Source organism: Ensifer adhaerens (genome assembly GCF_002007205.1).
Classification (GTDB): Bacteria; Pseudomonadota; Alphaproteobacteria; order Rhizobiales; family Rhizobiaceae; genus Ensifer; species Ensifer adhaerens_D.
Genome location: NZ_LAZS01000005.1, coordinates 1,682,079 through 1,706,434, shown reverse-complemented (window position 1 = coordinate 1,706,434; position 24,356 = coordinate 1,682,079). Strand labels below are relative to the sequence as shown.

At 63.1% G+C, this 24,356-nt stretch carries 22 protein-coding genes; 10 read left to right on the top strand and 12 right to left on the bottom strand.

Annotated features, from left to right (window positions below):
- The first annotated feature begins 2 nt into the window (after nt 1-2).
- Nucleotides 3-1,703, top strand: coding sequence for an MFS transporter (locus XB14_RS12215; protein ID WP_077961782.1), 1,701 nt, complete (start codon nt 3-5; stop codon nt 1,701-1,703).
- An 18-nt stretch (nt 1,704-1,721) separates the two neighbouring features.
- A complete protein-coding gene (locus XB14_RS12210) occupies nt 1,722-2,819 on the top strand; it encodes an HlyD family secretion protein (protein ID WP_077961781.1) in 1,098 nt (365 codons plus the stop codon).
- 110 nt (nt 2,820-2,929) lie between these two features.
- Here the strand turns inward: XB14_RS12210 and rplI are convergent, their stop codons facing one another.
- From rplI to XB14_RS12180, 6 genes are all read right to left on the bottom strand, one after another.
- Entirely contained in the window at nt 2,930-3,505 is a 576-nt protein-coding gene (gene rplI / locus XB14_RS12205) for a 50S ribosomal protein L9 (RefSeq protein ID WP_034803982.1), read from the bottom strand.
- Between the two features lie 32 nt (nt 3,506-3,537).
- Complete coding sequence (locus XB14_RS12200; protein WP_077961780.1) at nt 3,538-4,491, bottom strand: DUF2232 domain-containing protein; 954 nt, start codon at nt 4,489-4,491, stop codon at nt 3,538-3,540.
- Between the two features lie 191 nt (nt 4,492-4,682).
- Entirely contained in the window at nt 4,683-4,931 is a 249-nt protein-coding gene (gene rpsR / locus XB14_RS12195) for a 30S ribosomal protein S18 (protein ID WP_025426448.1), read from the bottom strand.
- Between the two features lie 26 nt (nt 4,932-4,957).
- Nucleotides 4,958-5,404 carry a 30S ribosomal protein S6 gene (rpsF, locus tag XB14_RS12190; RefSeq protein WP_077961779.1) on the bottom strand — a complete coding sequence of 149 codons (447 nt, stop codon included), beginning with the start codon at nt 5,402-5,404 and terminating at the stop codon, nt 4,958-4,960.
- Nucleotides 5,405-5,679: 275 nt separating this feature from the next.
- Nucleotides 5,680-6,165 (bottom strand): ClbS/DfsB family four-helix bundle protein, encoded by a 486-nt coding sequence (locus tag XB14_RS12185; RefSeq protein ID WP_419178572.1) that lies wholly within the window; start codon nt 6,163-6,165, stop codon nt 5,680-5,682.
- A 46-nt stretch (nt 6,166-6,211) separates the two neighbouring features.
- Entirely contained in the window at nt 6,212-7,255 is a 1,044-nt protein-coding gene (locus XB14_RS12180; protein WP_077961777.1) for an aldo/keto reductase, read from the bottom strand.
- A gap of 358 nt (nt 7,256-7,613) precedes the next feature.
- Here XB14_RS12180 and fabD point away from each other — a divergent pair, with 358 nt between their 5' ends.
- From fabD to gmk, 7 genes are all read left to right on the top strand, one after another.
- Nucleotides 7,614-8,558: an ACP S-malonyltransferase gene (fabD, locus tag XB14_RS12175; protein WP_077961776.1), complete on the top strand. Its 945-nt coding sequence runs from the start codon at nt 7,614-7,616 to the stop codon at nt 8,556-8,558.
- A 39-nt stretch (nt 8,559-8,597) separates the two neighbouring features.
- Nucleotides 8,598-9,335, top strand: coding sequence for a 3-oxoacyl-[acyl-carrier-protein] reductase (gene fabG / locus XB14_RS12170; protein ID WP_077961775.1), 738 nt, complete (start codon nt 8,598-8,600; stop codon nt 9,333-9,335).
- A 333-nt stretch (nt 9,336-9,668) separates the two neighbouring features.
- Nucleotides 9,669-9,905, top strand: coding sequence for an acyl carrier protein (locus XB14_RS12165; protein ID WP_003531676.1), 237 nt, complete (start codon nt 9,669-9,671; stop codon nt 9,903-9,905).
- Nucleotides 9,906-10,126: 221 nt separating this feature from the next.
- Nucleotides 10,127-11,392: a beta-ketoacyl-ACP synthase II gene (fabF, locus tag XB14_RS12160; protein ID WP_077961774.1), complete on the top strand. Its 1,266-nt coding sequence runs from the start codon at nt 10,127-10,129 to the stop codon at nt 11,390-11,392.
- 462 nt (nt 11,393-11,854) lie between these two features.
- Nucleotides 11,855-13,054, top strand: a complete 1,200-nt coding sequence (mltG, locus tag XB14_RS12155) for an endolytic transglycosylase MltG (protein WP_077961773.1) — start codon at nt 11,855-11,857, stop codon at nt 13,052-13,054.
- Nucleotides 13,055-13,187: 133 nt separating this feature from the next.
- The gene (locus tag XB14_RS12150; protein WP_077961976.1) at nt 13,188-14,075 is read left to right on the top strand and encodes a YicC/YloC family endoribonuclease; all 888 of its coding nucleotides are present in this window, start codon (nt 13,188-13,190) and stop codon (nt 14,073-14,075) included.
- A 3-nt stretch (nt 14,076-14,078) separates the two neighbouring features.
- Nucleotides 14,079-14,738 carry a guanylate kinase gene (gmk, locus tag XB14_RS12145; RefSeq protein WP_077961772.1) on the top strand — a complete coding sequence of 220 codons (660 nt, stop codon included), beginning with the start codon at nt 14,079-14,081 and terminating at the stop codon, nt 14,736-14,738.
- Between the two features lie 88 nt (nt 14,739-14,826).
- Here gmk and rsmA read toward each other — a convergent pair whose 3' ends face one another.
- From rsmA to lptF, 6 genes are all read right to left on the bottom strand, one after another.
- Nucleotides 14,827-15,654: a 16S rRNA (adenine(1518)-N(6)/adenine(1519)-N(6))-dimethyltransferase RsmA gene (gene rsmA, locus XB14_RS12140; protein WP_077961771.1), complete on the bottom strand. Its 828-nt coding sequence runs from the start codon at nt 15,652-15,654 to the stop codon at nt 14,827-14,829.
- Nucleotides 15,654-16,682 (bottom strand): 4-hydroxythreonine-4-phosphate dehydrogenase PdxA, encoded by a 1,029-nt coding sequence (gene pdxA, locus XB14_RS12135; protein WP_077961770.1) that lies wholly within the window; start codon nt 16,680-16,682, stop codon nt 15,654-15,656. Before pdxA ends, rsmA begins: the two co-directional genes overlap by 1 nt.
- A gap of 13 nt (nt 16,683-16,695) precedes the next feature.
- Nucleotides 16,696-17,634, bottom strand: coding sequence for a peptidylprolyl isomerase (locus XB14_RS12130; protein WP_077961769.1), 939 nt, complete (start codon nt 17,632-17,634; stop codon nt 16,696-16,698).
- Between the two features lie 182 nt (nt 17,635-17,816).
- A complete protein-coding gene (locus tag XB14_RS12125; RefSeq protein WP_077961768.1) occupies nt 17,817-20,165 on the bottom strand; it encodes an LPS-assembly protein LptD in 2,349 nt (782 codons plus the stop codon).
- Entirely contained in the window at nt 20,165-21,244 is a 1,080-nt protein-coding gene (lptG, locus tag XB14_RS12120; RefSeq protein WP_077961767.1) for an LPS export ABC transporter permease LptG, read from the bottom strand. The genes XB14_RS12125 and lptG overlap by 1 nt, the downstream gene beginning before the upstream one ends.
- Nucleotides 21,241-22,410, bottom strand: coding sequence for an LPS export ABC transporter permease LptF (gene lptF / locus XB14_RS12115; protein ID WP_077961766.1), 1,170 nt, complete (start codon nt 22,408-22,410; stop codon nt 21,241-21,243). The genes lptG and lptF overlap by 4 nt, the downstream gene beginning before the upstream one ends.
- A gap of 421 nt (nt 22,411-22,831) precedes the next feature.
- Between lptF and XB14_RS12105 the strand changes: the two genes are divergently transcribed.
- On the top strand, nt 22,832-24,325 hold the full coding sequence (locus XB14_RS12105; RefSeq protein ID WP_077961764.1) for a leucyl aminopeptidase: 1,494 nt from the start codon (nt 22,832-22,834) through the stop codon (nt 24,323-24,325).
- The last annotated feature ends 31 nt before the right edge of the window (nt 24,326-24,356 follow it).

Genomic DNA, 24,356 nt, shown 5'->3' with positions numbered 1-24,356 from the left:
CGATGGGCGCAGTCGCGACGGCCGCCGCAAACGACAACCGGCTTGGGTCAGAGCCCGAGGCGGCTGACGAGGACCAAGGAGAAACCGCCATTGCGCCGGAACCGACGCCGGCGCCCGCGTCGGCCCCTGTAGACAAAGGCCTGTTGCTTTCGGCGGTCTATGTCCTGGGCTCCGTACTCCTGTTCCTGACGCAGGGGCTCGGCATGAACCTGGCGCTTGCCAACCTCACGCAGGTCCAGGGTTCTCTGTCGGCGACTTCCGTCGAGGCCGGCTGGCTCTCGGCGGCCTACATGGCGCCGAATGTCAGCCTGTCGATCGCGCTTGTGAAGATCCGCGCCCAATACGGGCTGCGCCGTTTCGCCGAAATCAGCATCGCTGGTTTCGTCCTCGTATCGCTGATGAACGTCTTCGTCTCCGATCTGCATTCGGCGATCGTCGTGCGCTTCATCAGCGGCATTGCCGCAGCGCCGATGTCGACGCTCGGTTTTCTCTATATGCTCGAAGCCTTTCCGCCGGCGCGTAAGCTGACGGTCGGTCTGGCGCTGGCGCTCACCTGCACGACGATCTCCGCGCCGGTCACCCGCCTGATCTCGCCGACCTTGATCGAATACGGCCAGTGGCATGCGCTCTATACGCTGGAGATGGCGCTGGCACTGATCGCGCTGCCGATCATCTACCTGCTGCCGCTGACGCCGGTGCCGCATGCCAAGGTCATCCAGCGCATGGACATCCTGAGTTACCTGCTCGTCGCGGTCGCCTTCGGTTGCCTCGCCGTGGTCCTGACCATGGGGCGCCTCTACTGGTGGTTCGAGGCGCCCTGGCTCGGCGTCCTGCTGGTCGTCTCGATCGCGACGCTGACGACCGCGGTGTTGATCGAGCTTCATCGCCCGGTGCCGTTGATCGACGTGCGCTGGATCGCTTCCAAGGAGATCGTGCACTTTGCCGCCGTTCTCTTGATTTTCCGCCTGGTGGCCTCCGAACAATCGACTGTTGCTGCGAACTTCTACCAGCAGCTCGGTCTCCAGTTCGAGCAGGTCGCGACCCTCTATTGGATCATACTTGCTGCGGCGATCGGCGGCGGTCTGCTTTGCGCCGCGCTGATGAACCCTGAACATGCGGAGCGTGTGCATATTCTGGCACTCGGCCTCTTGGCGACCGGCGCCTACATGGATAGCCAGGCGACCAGCCTGACGCGGCCGGAGCAGATGTATCTGAGCCAGGCCATGATTGCGTCCGGAACGGCACTCTTCCTGCCGCCGGCCATGGCGCGCGGCTTCAAGGCGGCACTCGCCAAGGGGCCGAGCTATATCCTCAGCTTCATCGTGATCTTCCTCTTTACCCAAAGCATCGGCAGCCTGATCGGCTCCGCCGCCTTCGGCACCTTCGTCACGATCCGCGAAAAGTTTCATTCCAACATTCTCGCCGAACAGATCGTGCTCTCGAACCCGCTGGTTGCCCAGCGCGTCAACCAGCTTTCCGCCGCCTACGCCAAGGTGATGGGCGACAAGACCCTGCTCGGCGGCGAGGGGACCGTGCTGCTGTCGCAGCAGGTGACCCGCGAAGCTTACATCCTCGCTTACAACGACGCCTTCCTGCTGGCCTCGGCGGTCGCGCTTTTCGCGCTCGCCGGGCTGCTGCTGCACATCTTCTACAACTGGCTCAGGCAGAGATTGTCCGCTCCTGCGCCGATGCCGGCCACCTGATTGACAGAGTAGACGACCATGTTGAAATCCCTGCGCTCGCCCACGAGCATCATCGTTCTTCTCGCCGGCATCGCCGGTATCGCCCTTGTGCTCTACGCCTGGCGGCTGCCGCCGTTCCACAGTTCGGTGGAATCGACCGAGAATGCCTATGTGCGCGGCTTTGTAACGATCATGAGCCCGCAGCTTGCGGGCTATGTCGCCGACGTTCCGGTGCATGACTACGAGACGGTCAAGGCCGGGCAACTGCTGGTGAAGATCGACGACCGTATCTATGCGCAGAAACTGGCGCAGGCCGAAGCGACACTTGCCGGGCAGAAGGCCGCACTTGCCAACTCCTTTCAGCAGGAGCTTTCCGCCAAGGCCGGCATCGCCGCCAGCCAGGCGCAGCTCGATAGCGCCAAGGCCGCCTTCTACCGGGCGCGTGCGACCTGGGACCGTATCCGCCCGCTCGCGGACAAAGGCGTTTCGACCCGCAGCGACGCCGATCAGGCGCGTGCGGGCTTCGAGCAGGCCGACGCTGCCGTGAGCCAGGCAGAGGCCGGGCTGGAGGTGTCAAAGCAGGCGCTGGCGACGACGCTCGGCGCGCGTGCCGGATTGCAAGCCGCGGTGAGCGGGGCGGAAGCGGCCGTCGAACTCGCGCGAATCGATCTCGACAACACCCGCATCGTCGCGCCGCGGGACGGCCGTCTCGGTGAGATTGGCGCGCGGATCGGTCAATATGTGACGGCCGGCTCGCAACTCCTGGCGCTGGTGCCGAACGACGTCTGGGTCGTCGCCAATTTCAAGGAAACGCAGCTCGACGGCATGAAGGCGGGCCAGCCCGTCACCATCGCGGTCGACGCCCTGCAGCGGAACGAACTGACGGGGCATATCGAGCGGTTCTCGCCCGCCGCCGGTTCGGAGTTCAGCATCATTCGTCCGGACAACGCCACCGGCAACTTCACCAAGGTGGCGCAGCGTGTCGGCGTGCGCATCGTCGTCGATCCCGGTCAGCCGCTGGCGGAGATGTTGTCCCCCGGCCTTTCGGTCGTCGTGCGCGTCGACAAGGACGCGCCGGTGCGTGCTGCACCGGGCCAGGCGAACAATGACTCCTCGTCCATCGCCGCTCACGGATAAGGCGGCAGAACCACCGTCGACTCAGGGCCTCAGCAGACAACCGTGCAGCGGCCAAGAAAAAAGCCCGGATCGATGATCCGGGCTTTCGCGTGTCGAATGGCCTGTTAGGCTTATTCTTCTTCGCCTTCGAATTCGGCTTCCGGGTTGAAGAAGTCTTCCGGCTTCAGGGCGTCTTCGTCAACGCCGTAGATGGCGTCGGCCGAGGTCAGGCTTTCGCCCTTGGCCTGGCGACCGGCTTCTTCGGCCGAACGGGCAACGTTGACTTCAACCGAGATCTCGACTTCCGAGTGCAGGTGCAGCGTGACCTTGTGCAGGCCGATCGACTTGATCGGCTGGTTGAGGTCGACCTGGTTGCGGCCGACGTTGAAGCCTTCGGCAGCGAGCACTTCGATGATGTCGCGGGCAGCAACCGAACCGTAGAGCTGGCCGGTTTCGCCAGCCGAGCGGACGATGATGAACGACTTGCCGTCGAGCTTCTCGGCAACAGCCTGGGCTTCCGACTTGCGCTCGAGGTTGCGGGCTTCGAGCGTCGAACGCTCAGCTTCGAAACGGGCCTTGTTGGCAGCGTTGGCGCGCAGCGCCTTGCCGAGCGGCAGGAGGTAGTTACGGGCAAAGCCGTCGCGAACCTTTACGGTTTCGCCCATCTGGCCGAGCTTGGCGATACGTTCGAGAAGAATGACTTCCATGTTGGTTTCCTTTCAGAGTTCCAGTTCGTTGGTCAGTTTTTTCCAACCGGCGTGACCGCGATGGTGCGTCGCGTATCGATCAGGCCGGACAGGAGAAAGAAGAATGCCGGGATCGTGAACACGAGCACCGACAGGTATGCGATCCACAGCACGGGAAGCCGCCAGGACTTGCCGCGCGTGCGGAAATGGAAGGAGGCGAAACCGGCAAGCAGGAAGCCCGCGCCGAAGGTTCCGCAGATCAGCGCACCGATCGTTGCGGGTGCGCCGCCGAGGAAGGTGAGGACCAGGCCGCCGAGAAAGATGAAGATCGCGTTGCGGTGCATGCGCAGCGTCGACGGAATGTCCTCGCGCGGGCGCAACGACCGGCCGGACATCTGCACGATGCGGGTGGCGAGGTAGTAGGCGGTAAACAGCATCAGCACCCAGATCGCGCCCTGGACGAGCGGCAAAGCGAGGGTGAAGAGAGACTTGATCTGGGCGATCGCGGCCGCATCCGGGTTGTAGGCGCTGTCCTGCGCCTTCACCGCCTGAATGACGATATCGACCATGCGATCGGAAATGTCGGCACCATAGCCGACGATGACGCCGACGATGATCATGCCGACGGTCACCAGACCAGCGAGATGGCTGAGGATATCGGAGAGCGGATACCAGGCGAGCGCCTCGTCCGGGCCGCCGAGTTCGGACGCCGGGCGGGCGAGATTGGCGAGATGGCTCAGCCAGCCGGCCGGGATCAGCGTGACGACGAGGATCAGCAGCGCGAAGTAGGGCGAAACGAGAACGGCACCGGTGGCGCCGGCCGTGACGATCGCGGCGATCGCCGCGGCATTGCCCCAGCCGAGGCCGGCGATCAGGATCGGAAGTGCGGAAGCAGCATAAAGGACGATTGCAAGAGACGACTGCGTGTTCGCGCCCATCGACAAGAGGGCGGCGGTAAAGCCGGCGAGAACGCCGGTCAGCAGCGATGTCCTGTTCACATTCTTCACGTTCGCTGTCCTGCTTCGTGCAGTTAGGGGATGGCCAAAGCGCAGCCCCAGCATGGGATTTTGGCGCATCGCGCCGGTTCCGATCCGCGCCCATCGCGGAAGGGAGGGGCAAGGCGCTTACGTAAGGGAAGCGCCTTGCCCTTGAGTCGATCTCCGTCTGAGTCAGAGGACTGACGGACGGTCAGCCGTTCTTAGGAAACGACGTAGGGCAGCAGGCCGAGGAAGCGTGCACGCTTGATCGCCTGGGCGAGTTCGCGCTGCTTCTTCTGGGAAACGGCCGTGATGCGGGAAGGAACGATCTTGCCGCGCTCGGAAATGTAGCGCTGCAGAAGACGGATGTCCTTGTAGTCGATCCGCGGAGCGTTTGCGCCCGAGAAGGGGCAGGTCTTGCGGCGACGGTGGAACGGGCGACGAACCGGAGCGGAAGAAACTTCAGCCATTGTCTTAATCTCCTAAAGCTTCTTGATTACGCGCGGTCTTCGCGCGGACGGCGCGGGCGGTCTTCGCGGTCGCCACGGTCCGGACGCGGACCACGGTCGCCGAAGCTGCGCTCCGGACGGTCGCCATCGCGGCGCGGACGGTCGTCGCGGTCACGCTTCTGCATCATGGCAGACGCGCCTTCCTCGTGCTTCTCGACGGCGATCGTCATGTAGCGCAGGATATCTTCGTTGATGCGCATCTGGCGCTCGATTTCGTGAACAGCCGCTGCCGGAGCGTCGATGTCCATGAGAACGTAGTGAGCCTTGCGGTTCTTCTTGATGCGGTAGGTGAGGGACTTCAGGCCCCAGTTCTCGACGCGACCGACCTTACCGCCGTTTGCTTCGAGCACGCCCTTGTACTGCTCGACGAGACCGTCGACCTGCTGCGGCGTGATGTCCTGGCGGGCCAGGAATACGTGTTCATAAAGAGCCATTGTGGCTTGCCTTTCTTGCGTTAATCAGCCCGGACCTCGGCGGCTAAGCCTCAACGACTGTTCTTATGGGCTCGCAGGAGCCGGCAAGAAAGTGTTGTATCGAGACGGTCGAGAGCGGAGACACGGGAGGCCGGAAAGACTTGCTATCCTAGCGGCTCCCCTATTGGGAAACCGGCCCTCCGTTCAGCCACCAGCCAGAAGACCGGGCATTTCGAACAGCGCGCTTATACGCATTTTTCCGCGGAAGGCAAGGCTCGCGGCGTCTTTTCCGCTTTCTACGCCAGCCCGCTCACCTTTTTCCATTTGCGCAGGCGGCCGTGGGCATTGGCGTAGGGAGAGGAAGTGTTGAACTGTATCATGCGTCCGAGCGTGAATTTGCCGTACCACGGACGCCCATAGAGCGCCTGCTCGTCCCGTGCCTCGATCAGCGCTTCTAGCGCCTCCTTGCTGCGCCGCAGGCGGGCGATGAGCCCCGCCGGCGGCAAAGCGCGAAAATCGGCGTAGAACTTTTGTGCGAGCCTGCCGAGTTCGTTCCATTGATAGCCCGTCTCGGGAAAGTCGACCGGCTCGCCGTGCTGATCGCGATCGATCCATTTGATCACCAGTTCGCCCCAGCCGATGAGGTAGGCGACGAGGTCGCCGACGCTCATCATTGTCCCCTTGGCGTGCCCTTCCAGCGAAGGCTCACGGTACAGGTCGTCAGGAATGCGCTCCAGTTCGCGCACCAGCCTGGCGAACTGGACGTCGATCGCCTGAAGCAATTCCGCTTTTGTCTGAGGCACCGGCATCGGCGATCGATTCGCGGCTTCAGATCGGCATGGGATAGATCCGATGCAGCCGCCGGATCCCGTTCATGATGTCCTGCGACAGGGTGAGGTCGACGGCGCCGAGGTTGGTCTTCAGCTGTTCCATCGACGTCGCGCCGATGATGACGGACGCCATGAACGGCCGCGCCAGGCAGAAGGCGATCGCCATCTGCGCCGGATCGAGCCCGTGCTCGCGCGCAAGTTTGACATAGCCTTCGACGGCGGGCTCCTGGTGCGGCGTGTAGCGGCCGCCGAGGTCGCCGTTGATATCAAGGCGCGAACCCTTGGGCTTGGCGCCACCCAGATACTTGCCGCTCAAAAGCCCGGCCGCGAGCGGCGAATAGGCGAGCAGGCCCACGTCCTCGTGATGCGACACTTCTGAAAGGTCGAGATCGTAGGCGCGGTAAAGCAGGTTGTATTCGTTCTGGATCGACGCGACGCGCGGCAGGCCGTGGCGCTCGGCCATGTCGATGAACTTCATCGTGCCCCAGGCTGTTTCGTTGGAAAGGCCGATCGCGCGGACCTTGCCGGCCTTTACGAGGTCGCCGAGCTTGTCGAGGATCGCCCGGAGGTCGCCGGCGACATGCGCCTTGTCCTGCTTGGATGGATCGTAGGACCAGGCGTTGCGGAAATGGTAGTGACCGCGGTTCGGCCAATGGAGCTGATAGAGGTCGACATAGTCGGTCTTCAGCCGCTTGAGGCTGGCGTCGATCGCCTGCTCGATGCCCTCCGGCGTGGTCGGGCTGCCTTCTCGGATGTATGGGCGGCCGGGGCCGGCAACCTTGGTCGCGACAACGACATCGTCGCGACGCCCGCGCTTGGCCAGCCATTCGCCGATGAAGCACTCCGTGTCGCCATAGGTCTCAGGCGAGAGCGGGGTCGTCGGATAGAGTTCCGCCGTATCGATGAAGTTGACGCCCTTGTCGAAGGCGTGATCCAGCTGCTCGTGTGCCTCGGCGACGGAATTCTGCGAGCCCCAGGTCATGGTGCCGAGGCAGATTTCAGAGACCTTGATGCCGGTGCGGCCAAGCGTGTTGTAGCGCATCTAGATAAGTATCCTTGTGAAGGGCGGGCGCCGGCCTGGGGAGGAAAGGGGCGCGCGCGCCGGGAATGGAGTGGTCGCCTTGCCCTGGCGTTCGTCTGTGGGCAGAACGACATCGGGCGGCAAACTTACGCCTTGATTGTTGAAGATCAAGGGCAAAAGCCGCCGTCGGCGCCGCCCGGGCGGGCCTGCAAGCTTGACTCGCCGGTAAGGAATGTGAATGGAGAGGAAGTCGGAGCGGGCTTGGCGAAAAATGTGTGCAGTTTTCGCCCGTATCCCGTGCCACCTCATAAGAACCGATCACTATGATTTCGTGTCGAGCCGACCCGAAATCATAGTGATCTAGGGAAGGGACTATCCCATGAGCATTGCATTCACGTTCCCCGGTCAGGGCAGCCAGGCTGTCGGAATGGGCAAGGATCTGGCCGACGCTTTCCCGGAAGCGGCAGCCGTCTTTGCCGAAGTCGATGAAGCGCTCGGCCAGAAGCTGTCTGAGATCATGTGGAACGGCCCCGAGGAAACGCTGACGCTGACGGCGAACGCCCAGCCTGCGCTGATGGCCGTATCGATGGCGGTCATACGTGTGCTCGAAGCCAAGGGCCTCGACATCAAGTCCAAGGTCTCTTTCGTCGCCGGCCATTCGCTCGGCGAATATTCGGCACTCTGTGCCGCCGGTACCTTCTCCATTGCCGACACGGCGCGTCTCCTGCGCATCCGCGGCAACGCCATGCAGGCGGCAGTTCCGGTCGGCAAGGGTGCGATGGCGGCAATCATCGGCCTCGAGCATGCAGACGTCGAAGCCGTCTGCCGCGAAGCGTCGGCGCTGGGTTCCTGCCAGATCGCAAACGACAACGGCGGCGGCCAGCTCGTGATTTCCGGCGAGAAGGCGGCCGTCGAAAAGGCCGCAGCACTCGCGTCCGAAAAGGGCGCCAAGCGCGCTCTGATGCTGCCGGTCTCTGCCCCCTTCCATTCGAGCCTGATGGCGCCGGCTGCCGATGCGATGCGCGAGGCGCTGGCCAAGGTCGAGAAGCGCAATCCGGTCGTGCCCGTCATCGCCAACGTGCTCGCCGCCCCCGTCAGCGATGCCGACGAGATCGCCCGGCTGCTGGTCGAGCAGGTCACCGGCCAGGTCCGCTGGCGCGAGACGGTCGAATGGTTTGCCGCCAACAATGTCACGACGCTTTATGAACTCGGTTCCGGCAAGGTCCTGACCGGGCTTGCCCGCCGCATCGACAAGACCGTCAACGGTATCGCCGTCAATACGCCTGCCGATATCGACGCTGCACTCGCCGCCTTGCTCGCCTGAGCGAACGCCTAGGCGCTCCAGTTATAAGGAATCAAAGAGATGTTTGATCTTTCCGGCCGCAAGGCTCTCGTTACCGGCGCATCCGGTGGTATCGGCGAAGAAATCGCCCGCATGCTGCACGCCCAGGGCGCGACCGTCGGTCTGCACGGCACTCGCATCGAGAAGCTGGAAGCGCTTGCCAACGAGCTTGGCGATCGCGTGCAGTTGTTCCCGGCGAACCTTTCCGACCGCGCCGAAGTCAAGGCGCTCGGCGAAAAGGCCGAGGCCGAACTCGGTGGCGTCGATATTCTCGTCAACAACGCCGGCATCACCAAGGACGGCCTCTTCGTTCGCATGAGCGACGAGGACTGGGACGCCGTTCTCGAGGTCAACCTGACTGCCGTCTTCCGCCTGACGCGAGAACTCACGCATCCGATGATGCGTCGCCGTTTCGGCCGCATCGTCAACATCACCTCCATCGTCGGCGTCACCGGCAACCCCGGCCAGGCGAACTACTGCGCCTCCAAGGCCGGCATGATCGGCTTCTCCAAATCGCTGGCCCAGGAAATCGCGACGCGCAACGTCACGGTCAACTGCGTGGCTCCGGGCTTCATCGAAAGCGCGATGACCGGCAAGCTTAACGACAAGCAGAAGGACGCGATCATGGGCGCGATCCCGATGAAGCGGATGGGCACTGGCGCCGAAATCGCGTCCGCGGTCGTTTACCTCGCCTCGAACGAAGCGGGCTACGTTACCGGCCAGACGATTCACGTCAATGGCGGCATGGCCATGATCTGATCCGGTTTCCGGGATGGGCCGCCCGCCGAGATTGTGCGGCGGGCGATCTTCAACGTCCCGGGACGCCGCCTGCCAAATGCCTGAAATTCAATGTTGAGCAAGCGAATGACAGGCATTTTCGGACTTTGCGACAGCGTTAAACCGTGTTAATCGGGCCATGACTGTTAGCAGTCGACCGGTCCCGCCAGGTGTCCGGCAGCCTTGGCTGCCTTGGGTTTGCCGCAGTTCCGGTTGGATGGATTGCCGGGTAGGCCGTCTTGGTCTATCAGGCTCACACTAAGAGTACCGGTGCCGGACTGGCGCCTACAGAAACGAAGGTCGAGGAACTCCGACATGAGCGATATCGCAGAACGCGTAAAGAAAATTGTTATTGATCATCTTGGCGTCGACGCCGAAAAGGTCAGCGAAGGCGCAAGCTTCATCGATGACCTCGGCGCGGACTCGCTCGACACCGTCGAACTGGTCATGGCTTTCGAAGAAGAATTCGGCGTTGAAATCCCGGACGACGCTGCTGACTCGATCCTGACTGTCGGCGACGCCGTCAAGTTCATCGAAAAGGCTCAGGCCTAATATCTTAAAGCGGCTTCGGCCGTGGACGGGCCGCGTTGAGCGGCCCGTATAAGCCCAGGGAAGTGGGCTGTCCTGCGCTGAGCGTGGGTTTCGATCAGCAAGCGTTTCCCGCATTTCCCTCTGATCGTGAATAAGAACCTTAAAATGGATGCCCGGATCGGGTTCGTTACACGTGGTCCGATCCGGCTCTGAAATGGAAAAGTCAGGGTGGGTCGCGGACTATGAGACGTGTCGTTATCACCGGTACCGGCATGGTATCTCCCTTGGGTTGCGGAACTGAGGCGACGTGGGCGCGCCTGCTTGCCGGGCACAATGCCGCGCGCAAGGTAACCGAATTCGAGGTCGAGGACCTTCCTGCCAAGATTGCCTGCCGTATTCCCTTCGGCGACGGCACCGACGCCACCTTCAATGCCGACGACTGGATGGAGCCGAAGGAGCAGCGCAAGGTCGATCCGTTCATCGTCTACGCAATGGCTGCGGCCGACATGGCGCTGGCCGATGCCGGCTGGAAGCCGGAGAACGATGAAGACCAGATCGCGACCGGCGTGCTGATCGGTTCGGGCATCGGCGGTCTCGAAGGCATCGTCGAAGGCGGCTACACGCTGCGCGACAAGGGCCCCCGCCGCATCTCGCCATTCTTCATTCCCGGCCGGCTCATCAACCTTGCCTCGGGCCAGGTGTCGATCCGCCACAAGCTGCGCGGTCCCAACCACTCTGTCGTCACCGCCTGTTCGACCGGCGCGCATGCGATCGGCGACGCGAGCCGCCTGATCGCGCTCGGCGATGCCGACGTCATGGTGGCCGGCGGCGCGGAATCGCCGATCTGCCGTATCTCTCTCGCGGGCTTTGCCGCCTGCAAGGCGCTGTCGACACAGCACAACGACGACCCGCAGAAGGCCTCGCGCCCCTACGATATCGACCGTGACGGCTTCGTCATGGGCGAGGGCGCCGGCGTCGTCATCCTTGAAGAGCTCGAGCATGCCAAGGCGCGTGGCGCCAAGATCTATGCGGAAGTCGTCGGCTACGGTCTTTCGGGCGATGCGTTCCACATCACCGCTCCGTCGGAAGACGGCGATGGCGCCTATCGCTGCATGCAGATGGCGCTGAAGCGCGCCGGCCTGACGGCAGCCGATGTCGACTACATCAACGCCCACGGCACCTCCACCATGGCCGACACGATCGAGCTTGGCGCCGTCGAGCGTCTGGTCGGCGAGCACGCATCGAAGATCTCGATGTCCTCGACGAAGTCGGCCATCGGCCACCTGCTCGGCGCTGCCGGTGCGGTCGAAGCGATCTTCTCGGCGCTGGCGATCCGCGACAACATCGCGCCGCCGACGCTGAACCTGGACAACCCGTCCGTCGAGACGAAGATCGACCTCGTGCCGCATGTCGCGCGCAAGCGCGAAATCAACGTGGCGCTCTCGAACTCCTTCGGCTTCGGCGGCACCAACGCCTCGCTCGTCCTGCGCCGCTACACCGGCGCCTGATCGCGCCGGAACTTTACCTGAGCCAATCATCGCGCCAGCGACCAAAGGCGGCGCGATGATCCAGCTTTTGCCGTATTGCTCGCTACAAGCATGTGTTGGGAGGAAGCGCCGTCATGCAAGACGGCGCTCGCCGACCGCGATGTTCGCGCAAGGCATATCTGTCAGATTGCCATTCAGCTATTGCCTGGAACGGTGGGTCGCCCGGTTTTTTGCCGCGGGCCGAAGTTCCGGATTAAAGTGTCGGACGTCCGCCGCGTTCTCTTGAACGGACGGTGATTCGACACATTTCTGTGGTTCTTCGGTGAGATTGCACCGACTGCGGATTTTTGAGTAACTGCGGTACGCCGGCCATCTGGGCGGTGCCGCTATTTGAATTTGACCCATGCCTGCCACGGTCCAGTCCGAAATTCGCACCGGAAGCAGGAAGAGAATGAGGCCGCGAATTTCGGGTTCGGGATAATCGTGAGCGAGACAAACGATAACGGCGCGGCGCAATTCGGCCGCAGTGAAAACGCGAGCAACGGGCCGATCATTCCGAAATCGGCAAACGAGGCACTGCGTCCGGAGAAGGTGCCGCAACCGCCGAAACGATCGCGCAAGGCCCGCAGCCAGGTCGTGATCTTCCTGAACTTCGTCATGACCGTCATCGTCTTTGCAGCGCTCGCCGCCGCCGGCACGGTCTATTATGCGATGCACCAGTACGAAAAGCCGGGTCCGCTGCAGGCGAACCAGAACTTCATCGTCCGCGGCGGTGCCGGCATGAGCGAGATCGCCAGCGGGCTTGAGCGCAGCAACATCATCACCGATGCGCGCGTCTTCCGTTTCGTTTCCGAAGCCTACCTCGACAACGAGACGCTGAAGGCCGGCGAATACGAGATCAAGGCCGGCTCGTCGATGCAGGAGGTCATGCAGCTCCTGAAGTCGGGCAAGTCGATCCTCTACTCCGTTTCCCTTCCGGAAGGCCTGACCGTCAAGCAGATGTTCCACAGGCTGGCCGACGACCAGGTGCTCGTCGGCGACCTGCCGACGGAACTGCCGCCGGAAGGCACGCTGATGCCGGACACCTACAAGTTCACGCGTGGCACCAAGCGCGGCGAGATTGTCCAGCAGATGGCGGCCGCCCAGAAGGTCCTGGTCGGCCAGATCTGGGAAAAGCGCGATCCCAACCTGCCGGTGTCGACGGTGGAGGAACTGGTGACGCTTGCCTCGATCGTGGAGAAGGAAACCGGTCGTGCCGACGAGCGCCCGCGCGTCGCCTCCGTCTTCATCAACCGGCTCGACAAGGGCATGCGGCTGCAATCCGACCCGACGATCATCTACGGCATCTTCGGCGGCGACGGTAAGCCGGCCGACCGGCCGATCCTGAAATCCGACATCGACAAGCAGACGCCGTACAACACCTATATCATCAAGGGCCTGCCGCCGACGCCGATCGCCAATCCTGGCCGGGCAGCGCTGGAGGCAGTCGCCAACCCGTCGCGCACGCCGGAGCTCTATTTCGTCGCCGACGGCACGGGCGGCCATGTCTTTGCCGAGACACTGGACGAGCACAATGCCAATGTCCGTCGCTGGCGCAAGGTCGAGGCGGAGCGGGCGGCAGAAGCGGCCAAGGCTGGGGCTGACGCCGGGACGGCGCAACCGGCGGCCACGCAACCGCAATAACGCCGGCTGCTGGCGGCGCACGGCCGCGCAGCGGTGCTTGCATTGTGGACGGACGAATCACGGCGCGGATATCCCTTGCGGGATGCCGCGCCGTCGCCTTATTGCTTCTGCTGAAACCGCAACGGAGGTGATGATGCCGCTCCAATCGATGACCGGCTTTGCCCGGAGGGAAGGCAGCAGCGGCCGCCGTCGTTGGGCCTGGGAGCTGCGCTCCGTCAACGGCAAGGGCCTTGATTTGAGACTCCGCCTGCCGCAGGGCCTGGAGCGCTTCGAGCCAGAGGTGCGTAAGCTCGCTGGTGACTACTTCTCGCGCGGCAATCTTCAGATTGGCCTATCGGTCAGTGGTGGCGAGGCCGCCGTCGAGGCGGTGGTCAATCAGGCGGCTTTGACGGCCGTCCTGAACCTGCGCGGCCAGTTGGGCGATCTCGTCGATCCGGCGCCGCTGAAGTTCGACACGCTTCTCTCGATCCGTGGCATTGTCGACTTTCGCGAGCCGGAGGAAAGCGAGGAAGAGCGCGCCGCCCTCGATGCGAACATCGTTGAAGGCCTGAGGCTTGCGCTCGCCGATTTGCGCGCGATGCGCGAAGACGAGGGGACCGCTCTCTGTCAGATCCTGCTTGCCCAGGTCGAGACCATCGAGACGCTGACCGCGGCGGTCGAGGCCGACCCTTCGCGCAGTGCTGCGTCGATCGCCGATCGGCTGGCCCAACAGGTCGCCCTGGTGATGGACAACGGCTCTTCACTCGAGCGGGAGCGCCTTTATGCCGAAGTGGCGCTGCTCGCCACCAAGGCAGATCTTCGCGAGGAAATCGACCGGCTCGGCTCCCATATCGTTGCCGCCCGCGAGCTTCTGTCGAAGGGCGGCCCGGTCGGGCGCAAGCTTGATTTCCTCGCACAGGAATTTAACCGAGAATCGAATACGATCTGTTCCAAGTCGAACGCGGCCGCTGTGTCTGCGGCCGGCATTGAGTTGAAGGTCGTCATCGACCAGTTCCGCGAACAGGTCCAGAATCTGGAGTAAGGCATGAACCCGGCGACCCCTTCGCCCATCAAGATCGCCCGTCGTGGGCTGATGCTCGTCATTTCCTCGCCGTCCGGCGCAGGCAAGTCGACGATCGCGCGCAATCTCCTGGAGGCCGATCCGGAGATGAGCATTTCGGTCAGCGTGACGACGCGCCAGCGGCGCCCGAGCGAGATCGACGGGCGGCACTATCACTTCAAGTCGATCCGCGAATTCGAGGCGATGAGGGCAACCGACTCGCTGCTCGAATGGGCGGAGGTGCACGGCAACTTCTACGGCACGCCGCGCGACGCGGTCGAGGCGGCGATGGCGGCCGGCCGGGACATGCTGTTTGATATCGACTGGCAGGGCGCCCAGCAGCTCCAGGAAAAGATGGCCGGTGACGTCGTCTCGATCTTCATCCTGCCGCCGTCGATGGCCGAGCTGCAGTCGCGCCTGCATCGGCGGGCCGAGGACAGCGAAGAGGTGATCGCCACGCGCCTTGCCAATTCGCGCGCCGAGATCGAGCATTGGCGGGAGTACGACTACATCGTGCTCAACGACGATCTCGACCGTGCCTTTGCGTCCGTGCGGGCGATCGTCGAAGCCGAGCGCCTGCGCCGCGACCGGCGTCCCGGATTGTTCGATTTCGTCAACGGCCTGCTGACGGAAAACCCGTTCTAAGCTTCAAAAGAAATGGCTCCTCCGGGAGCCATTTTTTTCATCCACTCACGTTTCGCGCGCGAGACGCGCAAGCGCGATCGGTAGGAGCCTAGAGGCTATTTGCCAGGCGGCAGAACTCTTCCACCGAAAGCGTCTCGGCGCGCCGCTGCGGGTCGATATCGGCCTTTGCCAGCAGAGCTTCGCCACCGAGTGGCTTCAGGCTCTGGCGCAGCATTTTACGTCGCTGGCCGAAGGCTGCGTGCGTAACCTTCTCAAGTGCCGAAACGGCGCAGGGGATCGGGTTTTCCACCGGCTCCAGATGGACCACGGACGACGTCACCTTCGGTGGTGGCGTGAATGCCTGCGGCGGGACGTCGAAGGCCATCCGCGCCCTTGTACGCCAACCGCAGAGCACCCCGAGGCGGCCGTAATGGTCGTCATCCGCCTCGGCGACGATCCTCAAGCCCACTTCGCGCTGGAACATCAGCGTCAGCGACTGCCAGAAAGGCGGCCAGCGCGCAGGCAGCAGCCAGTTGACGAGTAGCTGCGTGCCGACATTGTAGGGCAGGTTGGCGATGATCTTGACCGGCCCGTCGTCGGCAAGCGTCTCGAAGGGCGTTCTGAGGGCATCGCCCTCGATCACCTGCAGCCGGCCGGGATAATGGGCGCCGATTTCGGCAAGCGCCGGCAGACAGCGCGAGTCCCGCTCGATGGCGATGACCTTCTTGGCACCGAGCGCCAGGATGGCGCGGGTCAGGCCGCCGGGTCCGGGGCCGACCTCGATGACGGTCACACCTTCAAGCGGACCGGCTGTGCGGGCGATCTTCTGCGTCAGGTTGAGGTCGAGCAGGAAGTTCTGGCCGAGCGCCTTCTTGGCGTCGAGGCCGTGACGCTGAATGACGTCGCGAAGGGGAGGAAGACCGTCAAGGGCGGCCATCAGCGGATATCTCCTGGCGTATTGGCCGCAAGCGTCGCGGCAAGGTCGAGCGCGGCCCGAAGGCTGTCGGCGCGGGCGATGCCCTTGCCGGCGAGGCTGAAGGCCGTGCCGTGATCGGGCGACGTGCGGATGAAGGGAAGGCCGAGGGTGACGTTGACGCTGTCGTCGAAGCCGAGCGCCTTGGCCGGGATCAGCGCCTGGTCGTGATACATGCAGATCGCCACGTCGTAGGTGGCGCGCGCGCGATCGTGGAACATCGTATCGGCCGGCAGCGGCCCGACTGCATCGATACCCTCGGCACGCAGCCGGTCGATGACGGGCCGGATGACGGCATCGTCCTCCAGTCCGAGCGCCCCGTTTTCGCCCGCATGCGGGTTCAGCCCGGCGATCGCGAGCCGCGGCGAGCCAAGCCCGAAGCGAATGCGCAGATCCGCCGCCGTTATGGCGCAGGTGCGGTAGATAAGCTCCGGCGTCAGCTGCTCCGGTACGTCCTTCAAGGGGATGTGGATAGTGACGGGAACGGCGCGCAGCTTCGGTCCGGCCAGCATCATCACCGGCAGCACGGGCTGCCCTGTCGCCTTCTCGGCCAGATCGGCCAGATATTCGGTGTGGCCGGGAAAGCGGAAGCCGGCGTCGTAGAGGACGGCCTTGGCGATCGGGTTGGTGACCACGGCGGACGCTTGTCCGCCGGTTACCAGCCGCACGGCCGTGTCGATCGCGCCGATCACGGCGCTGGCATTGGCGGTGTCGGGATCGCCGGCCTTGACCGGCGCAGGGCAGGCAAGGGGCAGCACCGGCAGTGCCGTATCGAAAAGGGAGAGGGCGCCGGCGCAATCCGTCTCGCGGATGGGCACGGTGCAGCCGAGCATCGACGCGCGTGCGGCGAGCACCGCGGGATCACCGATGAAGAGGAAGGGGGCCGTCGCATGGTCGCGGCGGCCAAGCCAGGCCGTAAGGCTGATGTCCGGCCCGATACCGGCCGGGTCGCCCATAGTCAGGGCGAGGGGCCCGCCGGGTGTCTCGCGCATGGTTCCGTCGTGATTACTTGTTGACGATCTGCGCCTTCTTGCGCAATTCCTCGAGGTACTTTTCGCTGTTCGGGTCCTCGCCACCTTCCTTCTTCTTGCCGATATCCTCGGCGCGGAAGACGATTTCGGCGGCGGTGTCGTCGTTGACTTCGCGCTTCTTGCAGATCGCCAGGTACTCGACGCCCTTTTCCGTCACGCGGGTGCCGGTGGTGCCGTTCTCGCCGGCCTTCTCGATCAGCGGCTTCCATTCGTCAGGCAACTGCTGGGCCAGCATGCGGCCGAGGCTGCGGATGGACACGTCGCGATAGTTGGCGGCAAACGCCTTGGAGGTTTCGCAGCCCGGGAACTGCGCCCGCGATGCATTGGCTTCGGCCTGACGCTTCGCGGTAATCGCGCCGCGCTTCTTTTCCGGAATGACGAAAATCACCTGCTGCAGGAAATATTCCGTGGTCACCGGCTTCTGTCCGCCGCCTTCCATCATGCGCTTGACGAGGTCCGCGCCCTGGAGCCGGTTGGAATTGCCGTAGCGGAAGTTGACGGCCCGCGGCCAGCTCATCTGCACGGCAATGAACTGCTTGAAATGTTCGGCGCCGACGCCGGCCTGATCGAGGATCTTGCCGAGCTGTTCGGTCGAAAGCTTGTTGCCAGCGGCAAAGCGGGCATAGGCGGCATCCACCTCCTGCGTGCTGACGGACTGGCCGATGCGTGCGATTTCGGTACGCTTGAGAACTTCGTCGACGAGCTGCTTCTTGGCTTCATCGGCGCCGCCCTTCTGGCGCTGCAGACGAAGGAAGGCTACCCGCTTGGCTATGTCGCCGGAGGTGATCACCGTATTGTTGACCGTTACCTTGACCGCGCTCGCTGCCTGAGCACCGGCACATACTGCAACGCTCAAGGTGCCGGCCAGAGCCAGTACCGAAAGTGTCCTCAAGATCGACATTTTCCCGCCCATTATCTTTTCCTATATCCCGGACTATCACCGTCGACAGGCTTTGTCCGCCTGTCGGCCTTGCCGCTGCCTTATCTTGTCGGAGGGAATGCATAATACATGCGGCCAAACGATGACAAGACCGTTTGACCGTGCCGATATCGACGAATGGGCGAACTTATGGCCCGCCCACTCGCTTGACGATATCAATAATAGTCCAGCTCTTCGAACTTGGTGTCGCCGACGTTCACGTCGCCGAGTGTACGGAAGCTGATTCTCGCGCCGATCGACCAGTCGTTCGCCAGATTGGCGTCGGTGTCGCGTTCCTGCTTGTAGACGATCGAGAACAGCGTGTCCTGGTCGTCATAGGTGATGCCGAAGCCGTTGCGCGAGATGACATCCTTGTTGATGTCGTAGGTGATCGCGCCGAACACCGACCAGTAGTCGTGGAACCGGTAGGCGGCCGCGGTCTGGATTTCGTCCTGATTGGACAGCGATCCGTAGAGCGGCTGCGCTTCGATGCGCGTATAGGTCATCGCCGCCTGCCAGGTCGTGCCGAGATAGCCGACGGTGGCATCGGCGCGGCGCAACGACAGATCCTTTTCGTCGAGACGGCCGGAAACGCTCGCCATCAGTCCGGACGGTGCGTCGATGCCGAACATGGCAACGTAGTCCGATCTGTCGGTCTCCAGGCCGGAATTCGCCCCGGCCTTGACCAGGTCGTCGGTCGCAAACGAGTTCAGGCCGCCCAGATGGAACGACTGGCCGACGATGCCGCGCAGGCCGTAGCCGCTGTCGAAGGTTCCGGTGTAGCGGAAGCCGACATTGGCCCGCGTGCCGCCTTCGATCCGGTCGAAACCGGAGAACTTGTCGCGGTCGAAGAGGTTCGTCGCGTCGAACACGAAGCTCTGCGCATCCTCGTTCGGCAGGCCGCCGGCATATTGCTCGTTCGGGCGCGCATAAAGCTGCGCGATCGGCTCGACGACGTGGCTGCTGTCTTCACCGACAAACAGGATCGGGTAGCGGGCTTCGAGGCCTGCGGTCAACATGCGCCGCGTTGCCGCATCGCTCGTGTTGAAGTCGCCGGTATAGGCCGGACCCGGATTGTCCATGTTCAGCCCGATGGCATCGCCGCGCGCCGCCAGCAGCGGCGTGAGGACCAGGCCGCCCGGGGCGATGAAGGTACGCTTCCACTCGAGCTCGCCGGTCAGACGGTGCGAGGTGCCTTCCAGGCCGCGGAAGCGGGTGACGCCCGGTTGGGTAAACGCGTCGAGCCGGTTGCGCTTGACGTTCGTGAAGTTGAACGTCGCGGAAAGCTCGCCTCCAAGCACCGGTTCGGGCGCCTTGTAGGAGTAGTCGAGCACCTGTGCTGCGGGCTGCTGGTTTTCGTCGATGCTGTCCGGATCGGCATCCTGAATGTCGAAGTAGAAGGCGCGCAGATCGAAGAAGTTCCGCTTGCCGAGCCCCGTCAGGTAAGCCTGGTTGGTATAGGTCGTGCCGTCGAACGTCGACAACTCGTAGGTCTTGGCGAAGTTGGCGTCGGACTGGACGAGCACGTTCCAGCCGAAGGTCCAGCGCGGATTGATCTCGAACTCGCCCTTCGACGCGATCATGCCGCGGTTCGTATGCATCGCGTCGACGGTGCCGGGCGTGAACTTCTCCTTGTCGAGCTGGCTGATGCCGGCGAAGTTCAGCGTATGGAAGCCGTTGTGGAACCGCTGGCGGAATTCGCCCTCCAGCAGGAAGCCCTGTCGCGTCAGGCCCGTAAGCGTTGCCGTCGCGTCCATATAGGGCGAGATCGCCCAGTAGTAGGGGACGCCGACGCCGACACCGAGTTTCTGGGCCGAGCGGAACGTCGGGAACAGGAAGCCGCTCTTGCGCTTGACCGTATGGTCGGGCAGCTCCATGACCGGAATGTAGGCGATCGGCTTGCCGAACAGTTCGAAGCGGGCGTTCTCCAGGCGAATCGTCCGCGTGCGGCCGTTCTGGATGACGCGCTGGGCCTTGATATGCCACAGCGAGCGATGCTCCGGCTTGGTCGTGCAGGGCGTGCAGGCCGTGTAGACGGCCTCGTTCAGGATGAATTCTTCGCCGTTCCGTCGCTCGCCGCTGGTGGCAGCGAGCCGGGTCAGGTCGGTGGTTTCCAGGCGCATCTGCTCAAGGAAACCGTCGCCGAAATCGTCGGTGACATCCATCTTGTCGGCGTAGACGACATTGCCGCCCGGCTCGATGAACTGGATGTCCCCGGATGCGTAGATGCGGCCATTCTTCTGGTCGTATTCGACCTGACGGGCCACCATCTTGTAGCCGCCGTAGTCGATCTGCACGTTGCCGCGCACGATCACTTTCTCGGCGTCCTTGTTGTAGACGAGCTCATTGGCCGACAGAAGCAGCTTTGCATCTTCCGGCATGTTCGGGCGCAACGAATCGAGGCGCTCCGAAGTTTGCTGCGCCATGGCAGGCGCGCTCATTCCCATGGCAAGTGTCTGCAGCGCCACGCCTGCGAGCAGGGCAGCGTTGATCAGCCTTATACGTTTGCGGTTCACTACCGCCACTAGCCATCCTCCTGATTTAAAAGAATCGTCGAGCCCAGCGCCATCGCTACAACAACTGGCAACCAGGCTGCAACGAAAGGAGGCACAATGCCGCTGCTCCCGAATGCTTTGACAAGCACGGTGACGACATAAAGCACGAAGCCTGAGAGGATGCCACCGAGAATTACGGAGCGCGATTGGTTAAACCGGCTAAATTTCAGCGACACGCAAGCGGCGATCAGCGTCATGGCGACGAGCAGCAGCGGCAACGACAACATTGAGTGGAATTGAGTTTCCATGCCGTTGGTCGAAAAACCGAAGGAGCGGGCCACTTCGATCTTGCGCGGCAGGTCAAAAAACTGAATGGAATCAGCCTTTGCAAGGCGTTCCTGAACAAACTCTGGCTTAAGATTGGTGGCCAGCTGTGCTGTTTTCAAACGTTGCGGAAGCTGCCCGTTGCGCGTTTCCGTGACGTCGTTAAGAAGCCAGTAACCATCTTCGAGTTTCGCCGACGCCGCATCCTGTCTCAGAATGATCGTGCCCTGTGGATCAAAGTGGATGACGGTGACATTAAGGAGCGTCGTTCCGCTGTCCTGAACCGAGCGTGCGCCGATGATCGTATCCGTGCCGTTATAGATCTGCCTGAGCCACGGGATCGAGCCGGCGTCGGCGTTCCGCGTAGAGCCCCATTCGGCGAGCAGCGCCTCGCCACGCTTCGTTCCCCAGGCCGCAAGCGGGTTGAGCGCCACGACCGCCAGCACGCCGAAGAGGAAGGAGCCAAGGACGAACGGTCGCAGGAACTGCCAGACCGAGATGCCTGCCGCGCGCGTCACCACCAGCTCGTAACGGCGGTTGAGCGAGATCAGCGCCGCCATGGCTGAAAACAGCGCCACGAACGGTATCGTCTGCTGCAGGATCAAGGGGATCCGCAGCGCGGTCATCAGGAGAGCGCCGGTAATGGTGTAGCGTGGCAGGTTTGCCAGCCGGCTTGCCTGTTCGCTGAAGTCGATGATGAACACGAGCGAGAAGATCCCGACAAGGAACCAGAATGTCGTGATCACATAGCGCATGAAGAAGTAGCGGCCGAGTGTGCCCATCATGACGGCTGCCCTTTCTCGGCGTCAGGCCGTGTCAGGCGCAGGCGAACGAGCAGTTCCTGCAGCTTTTCCTGCCCGGTCATCGGAATGTCCAGCCGCTTGTTGCTGACGAGCTGGTGAACGCAGAGCGCGCCTGCGATCAGCGGTACGGCATACATCAACGGCACGAACCAGATCGAATCCTCGGCGCTGTTGCCGGCATAAAACGTCATCCAGCGGATGAGCAGGGCCGCGCCGAGTGCGCTGACCAGGGGGTGAACCCGGGCTTCGCGATGGGAGCGTGCGTCACTGCTGAAGACCAGCGCAATCAGGCCGAACAGCAGAGGAAAGGTCCACTCGGTGAAGCGGCGGTTGAGCTCGGCGGTAAACGCGAGGGGATTGTTCTTGTAGACATGATCCTCCGGGTCCGGATGGAGAAGACCGGGTAGGTCGCGGTCCTTCGCCCGAATCGTTGCCTCGCGCGTCGTCCTTGTCATGTCGGCGAGATCGAAGGCATAGGAATCGAACTTGATGATCGACACGCTGCCATCGGGCAGCTTGCGCTGCACTTCCCCGTCCTTCATCACCAGTGCCGAGCTCTTGTCGTCGATGGCACCTTCGCGGGCGTAGTAGACGAGCTCGAAGCTTGGATTGCGCGAATCGGCAACGAAGATGCCCTGCAGCACGCCGCCGCCCCGCCGCGCGCCGACCTGGACGTAAAGATTGTCTGCGACCTTGCGGAAGGTGTTTTCCTGGACGACCGACGACAGGAGATCGGCGTTCGCGGTTGCCACCATCTTGCGCAAAGCGACGCGTGAATAGGGTTCGAGGAAATTGTCGACCGCGAAGGAAAGCACGCTGAGACCGGCCGCCAGGAAAATCACCGGCCGGATGATCGCCATGCGCGAGCTGCCGGCGGCATTGAGCACCGTCAGCTCCGAATCGGTGTTCATGGTCGTCAGCGTCTGCGTGACGCCGATGACCAGCGCAAACGGCAGGATGATCGTGATGACCGAGGGCAGGATGAGGGTCGCGAGCTTGGCGAAGGCCAGCACGGACTGGCCGTTGTCCGTCACGAGGTTGACGTTGGTCAGCGCCTGCGTCGTCCAGGTGATGCCGAGCAACGGCAGGAGCGTCGCGAGGAACATGATCACGGCACGCCGGAATATGTAGCGTTCGATCAGCTTCATGCCCGTGTCCGGTCCAAAATCCTGCTCATGTTTCTGTTCCGGCGGCGGTATCGAACCGGGCTTTTCCCGTGTCCGCAAACCGAAGCCCGGTTCTAGCCAACTCATCCCGTGCTGCCCGAATTGTGTAGCAACAGGGATAATTTAAGGCGAAGAACCTCGGTTAACCGCATGTAAACATCTGCGGGCATCTTGCCAAGCGGTTGAAAAGCGAGAAGGGTGCCGACCACAGCTTTGACGGTGGCGAATGTTGCGAATATTTGCCACTGTAACCGGCCGGTAACAGGCGGCTTGCCCATGAGCCTAGCCGTGTCGCCCGGATGCGTTGTGCGGTCTCTTTCATCTTGGCCTGGCGCTCGACCCCGCGGAAAGATTCTCTCGATCCAAAGGGTTGCGCCCGGACAGGAAATACCCGGAGTTTTCAATGTCGATGAAGTTTGAGTTCACCTTTGCCAAGTCCCACCGTCCGAGCGGCGGTGTCGCCGTTCTGCTCAAGACCGCGGGCGCACCGGCGGCCGCCGGGGCCGACGTTGCCGATCCCGAAAATGTGGTGGCAAAGGCTTCGAAGATAAAGAAGTTTACCGGCAAGGCGTTCTCCTCCCTCGACATCATCGCGCCGCATGGTTCGCCGGCAGATCGAATCGTCGTACTCGGCCTTGGCGATGCGGACGCGCTGACGGACCACGACTGGCTGAAGGCGGGCGGCACCGTTGCCGCCAAGCTCGGCGCGGTCGACAAGGTCACCGTCTTCATCGACGCGCCCGACGCCAACGTGACCGGCAAGGCCGCCGCCGACTTTGCGCTCGGCATGGAGATGAACGCCTACGCCTTCGACAGCTACAAAACCAAGAAGGCCGACGACGAGGCGAAGTCATCCGGCAAGCCGACCAAGGTGACGATCGTCACCGGCACCGTCATTGCTGCAAAAAAGGCGTTTACGACGGCGCAGGCCGTTGCCGAAGGCGTGTTCCTGGCCCGCGATCTGGTCAACGAACCGGCAAACGTGCTGGGCCCGGTCGAGTTTGCCGCCAAGGCGAAGGAACTGGAAAAACTCGGCGTCGAGGTGGAGATCCTCACGGAAAAGGAAATGAAGAAGCTCGGCATGGGCGCGCTGCTGGGTGTGGCCCAGGGATCGACCCGCCCGCCGCGCCTCGTCATCATGCAGTGGAAGGGCGGCAAGGCCAAGGAACGTCCGCTCGTTTTCGTCGGCAAGGGCGTCGTCTTCGACAGCGGCGGCATCTCGATCAAGCCGGCCGCCGGCATGGAGGAAATGAAGGGCGACATGGGCGGCGCCGCCGCCGTGACCGGCCTCATGCATGTGCTGGCCGCGCGCGAAGCCAAGGTCAACGCCATCGGCATCATCGGCCTGGTTGAAAACATGCCTGACGGCAGCGCCCAGCGCCCGGGCGATATCGTGACCTCGATGTCGGGCCAGACGATCGAGGTGATCAATACCGATGCCGAGGGGCGTCTCGTGCTCTGCGATGCGCTCTGGTACTGCAACGACCGTTTCAAGCCGCAGGCGATCATCGACCTCGCGACCCTGACGGGCGCGATCATGGTTGCGCTCGCGACCCATCATGCCGGCCTGTTCTCCAACGACGACCGCCTGGCCGGGCAGCTTCTTGCCGCCGGCATCGCGACGCACGAGCCCTTGTGGCGCATGCCGCTCGGCAAGGAATACGACAAGATGATCGACAGCAAGTTCGCCGACATGAAGAACACCGGCGGCCGCCATGGCGGCGCGGTGACTGCGGCGCAGTTCCTCAAGCGCTTCGTCAAGGACACGCCCTGGGCGCATCTCGATATCGCCGGTACCGCCATGGGCGCGCCGACCGATGAGGTCAACCAGTCCTGGGGCTCGGGCTTCGGCGTGCGGCTGCTTGATGAACTGGTGCGGGCGAGCTACGAGGCCTGATCGGCAATGCCGGACGTGACGAAAGCCGGGA

Bases quoted from the DNA above. Each gene is read 5' to 3' on its own strand.
- XB14_RS12215 (WP_077961782.1), top strand. From the start codon at position 3: ATGGGCGCAGTCGCGACGGCCGCCGCAAACGACAACCGGCTTGGGTCA.
- XB14_RS12210 (WP_077961781.1), top strand. From the start codon at position 1,722: ATGTTGAAATCCCTGCGCTCGCCCACGAGCATCATCGTTCTTCTCGCC.
- rplI (WP_034803982.1), bottom strand. From the start codon at position 3,505: ATGGAAGTCATTCTTCTCGAACGTATCGCCAAGCTCGGCCAGATGGGC.
- rpsR (WP_025426448.1), bottom strand. From the start codon at position 4,931: ATGGCTGAAGTTTCTTCCGCTCCGGTTCGTCGCCCGTTCCACCGTCGC.
- rpsF (WP_077961779.1), bottom strand. From the start codon at position 5,404: ATGGCTCTTTATGAACACGTATTCCTGGCCCGCCAGGACATCACGCCG.
- XB14_RS12180 (WP_077961777.1), bottom strand. From the start codon at position 7,255: ATGCGCTACAACACGCTTGGCCGCACCGGCATCAAGGTCTCTGAAATC.
- fabD (WP_077961776.1), top strand. From the start codon at position 7,614: ATGAGCATTGCATTCACGTTCCCCGGTCAGGGCAGCCAGGCTGTCGGA.
- fabG (WP_077961775.1), top strand. From the start codon at position 8,598: ATGTTTGATCTTTCCGGCCGCAAGGCTCTCGTTACCGGCGCATCCGGT.
- XB14_RS12165 (WP_003531676.1), top strand. From the start codon at position 9,669: ATGAGCGATATCGCAGAACGCGTAAAGAAAATTGTTATTGATCATCTT.
- fabF (WP_077961774.1), top strand. From the start codon at position 10,127: ATGAGACGTGTCGTTATCACCGGTACCGGCATGGTATCTCCCTTGGGT.
- XB14_RS12150 (WP_077961976.1), top strand. From the start codon at position 13,188: ATGCCGCTCCAATCGATGACCGGCTTTGCCCGGAGGGAAGGCAGCAGC.
- gmk (WP_077961772.1), top strand. From the start codon at position 14,079: ATGAACCCGGCGACCCCTTCGCCCATCAAGATCGCCCGTCGTGGGCTG.
- rsmA (WP_077961771.1), bottom strand. From the start codon at position 15,654: ATGGCCGCCCTTGACGGTCTTCCTCCCCTTCGCGACGTCATTCAGCGT.
- pdxA (WP_077961770.1), bottom strand. From the start codon at position 16,682: ATGCGCGAGACACCCGGCGGGCCCCTCGCCCTGACTATGGGCGACCCG.
- XB14_RS12130 (WP_077961769.1), bottom strand. From the start codon at position 17,634: ATGGGCGGGAAAATGTCGATCTTGAGGACACTTTCGGTACTGGCTCTG.
- lptG (WP_077961767.1), bottom strand. From the start codon at position 21,244: ATGATGGGCACACTCGGCCGCTACTTCTTCATGCGCTATGTGATCACG.
- lptF (WP_077961766.1), bottom strand. From the start codon at position 22,410: ATGAAGCTGATCGAACGCTACATATTCCGGCGTGCCGTGATCATGTTC.
- XB14_RS12105 (WP_077961764.1), top strand. From the start codon at position 22,832: ATGTCGATGAAGTTTGAGTTCACCTTTGCCAAGTCCCACCGTCCGAGC.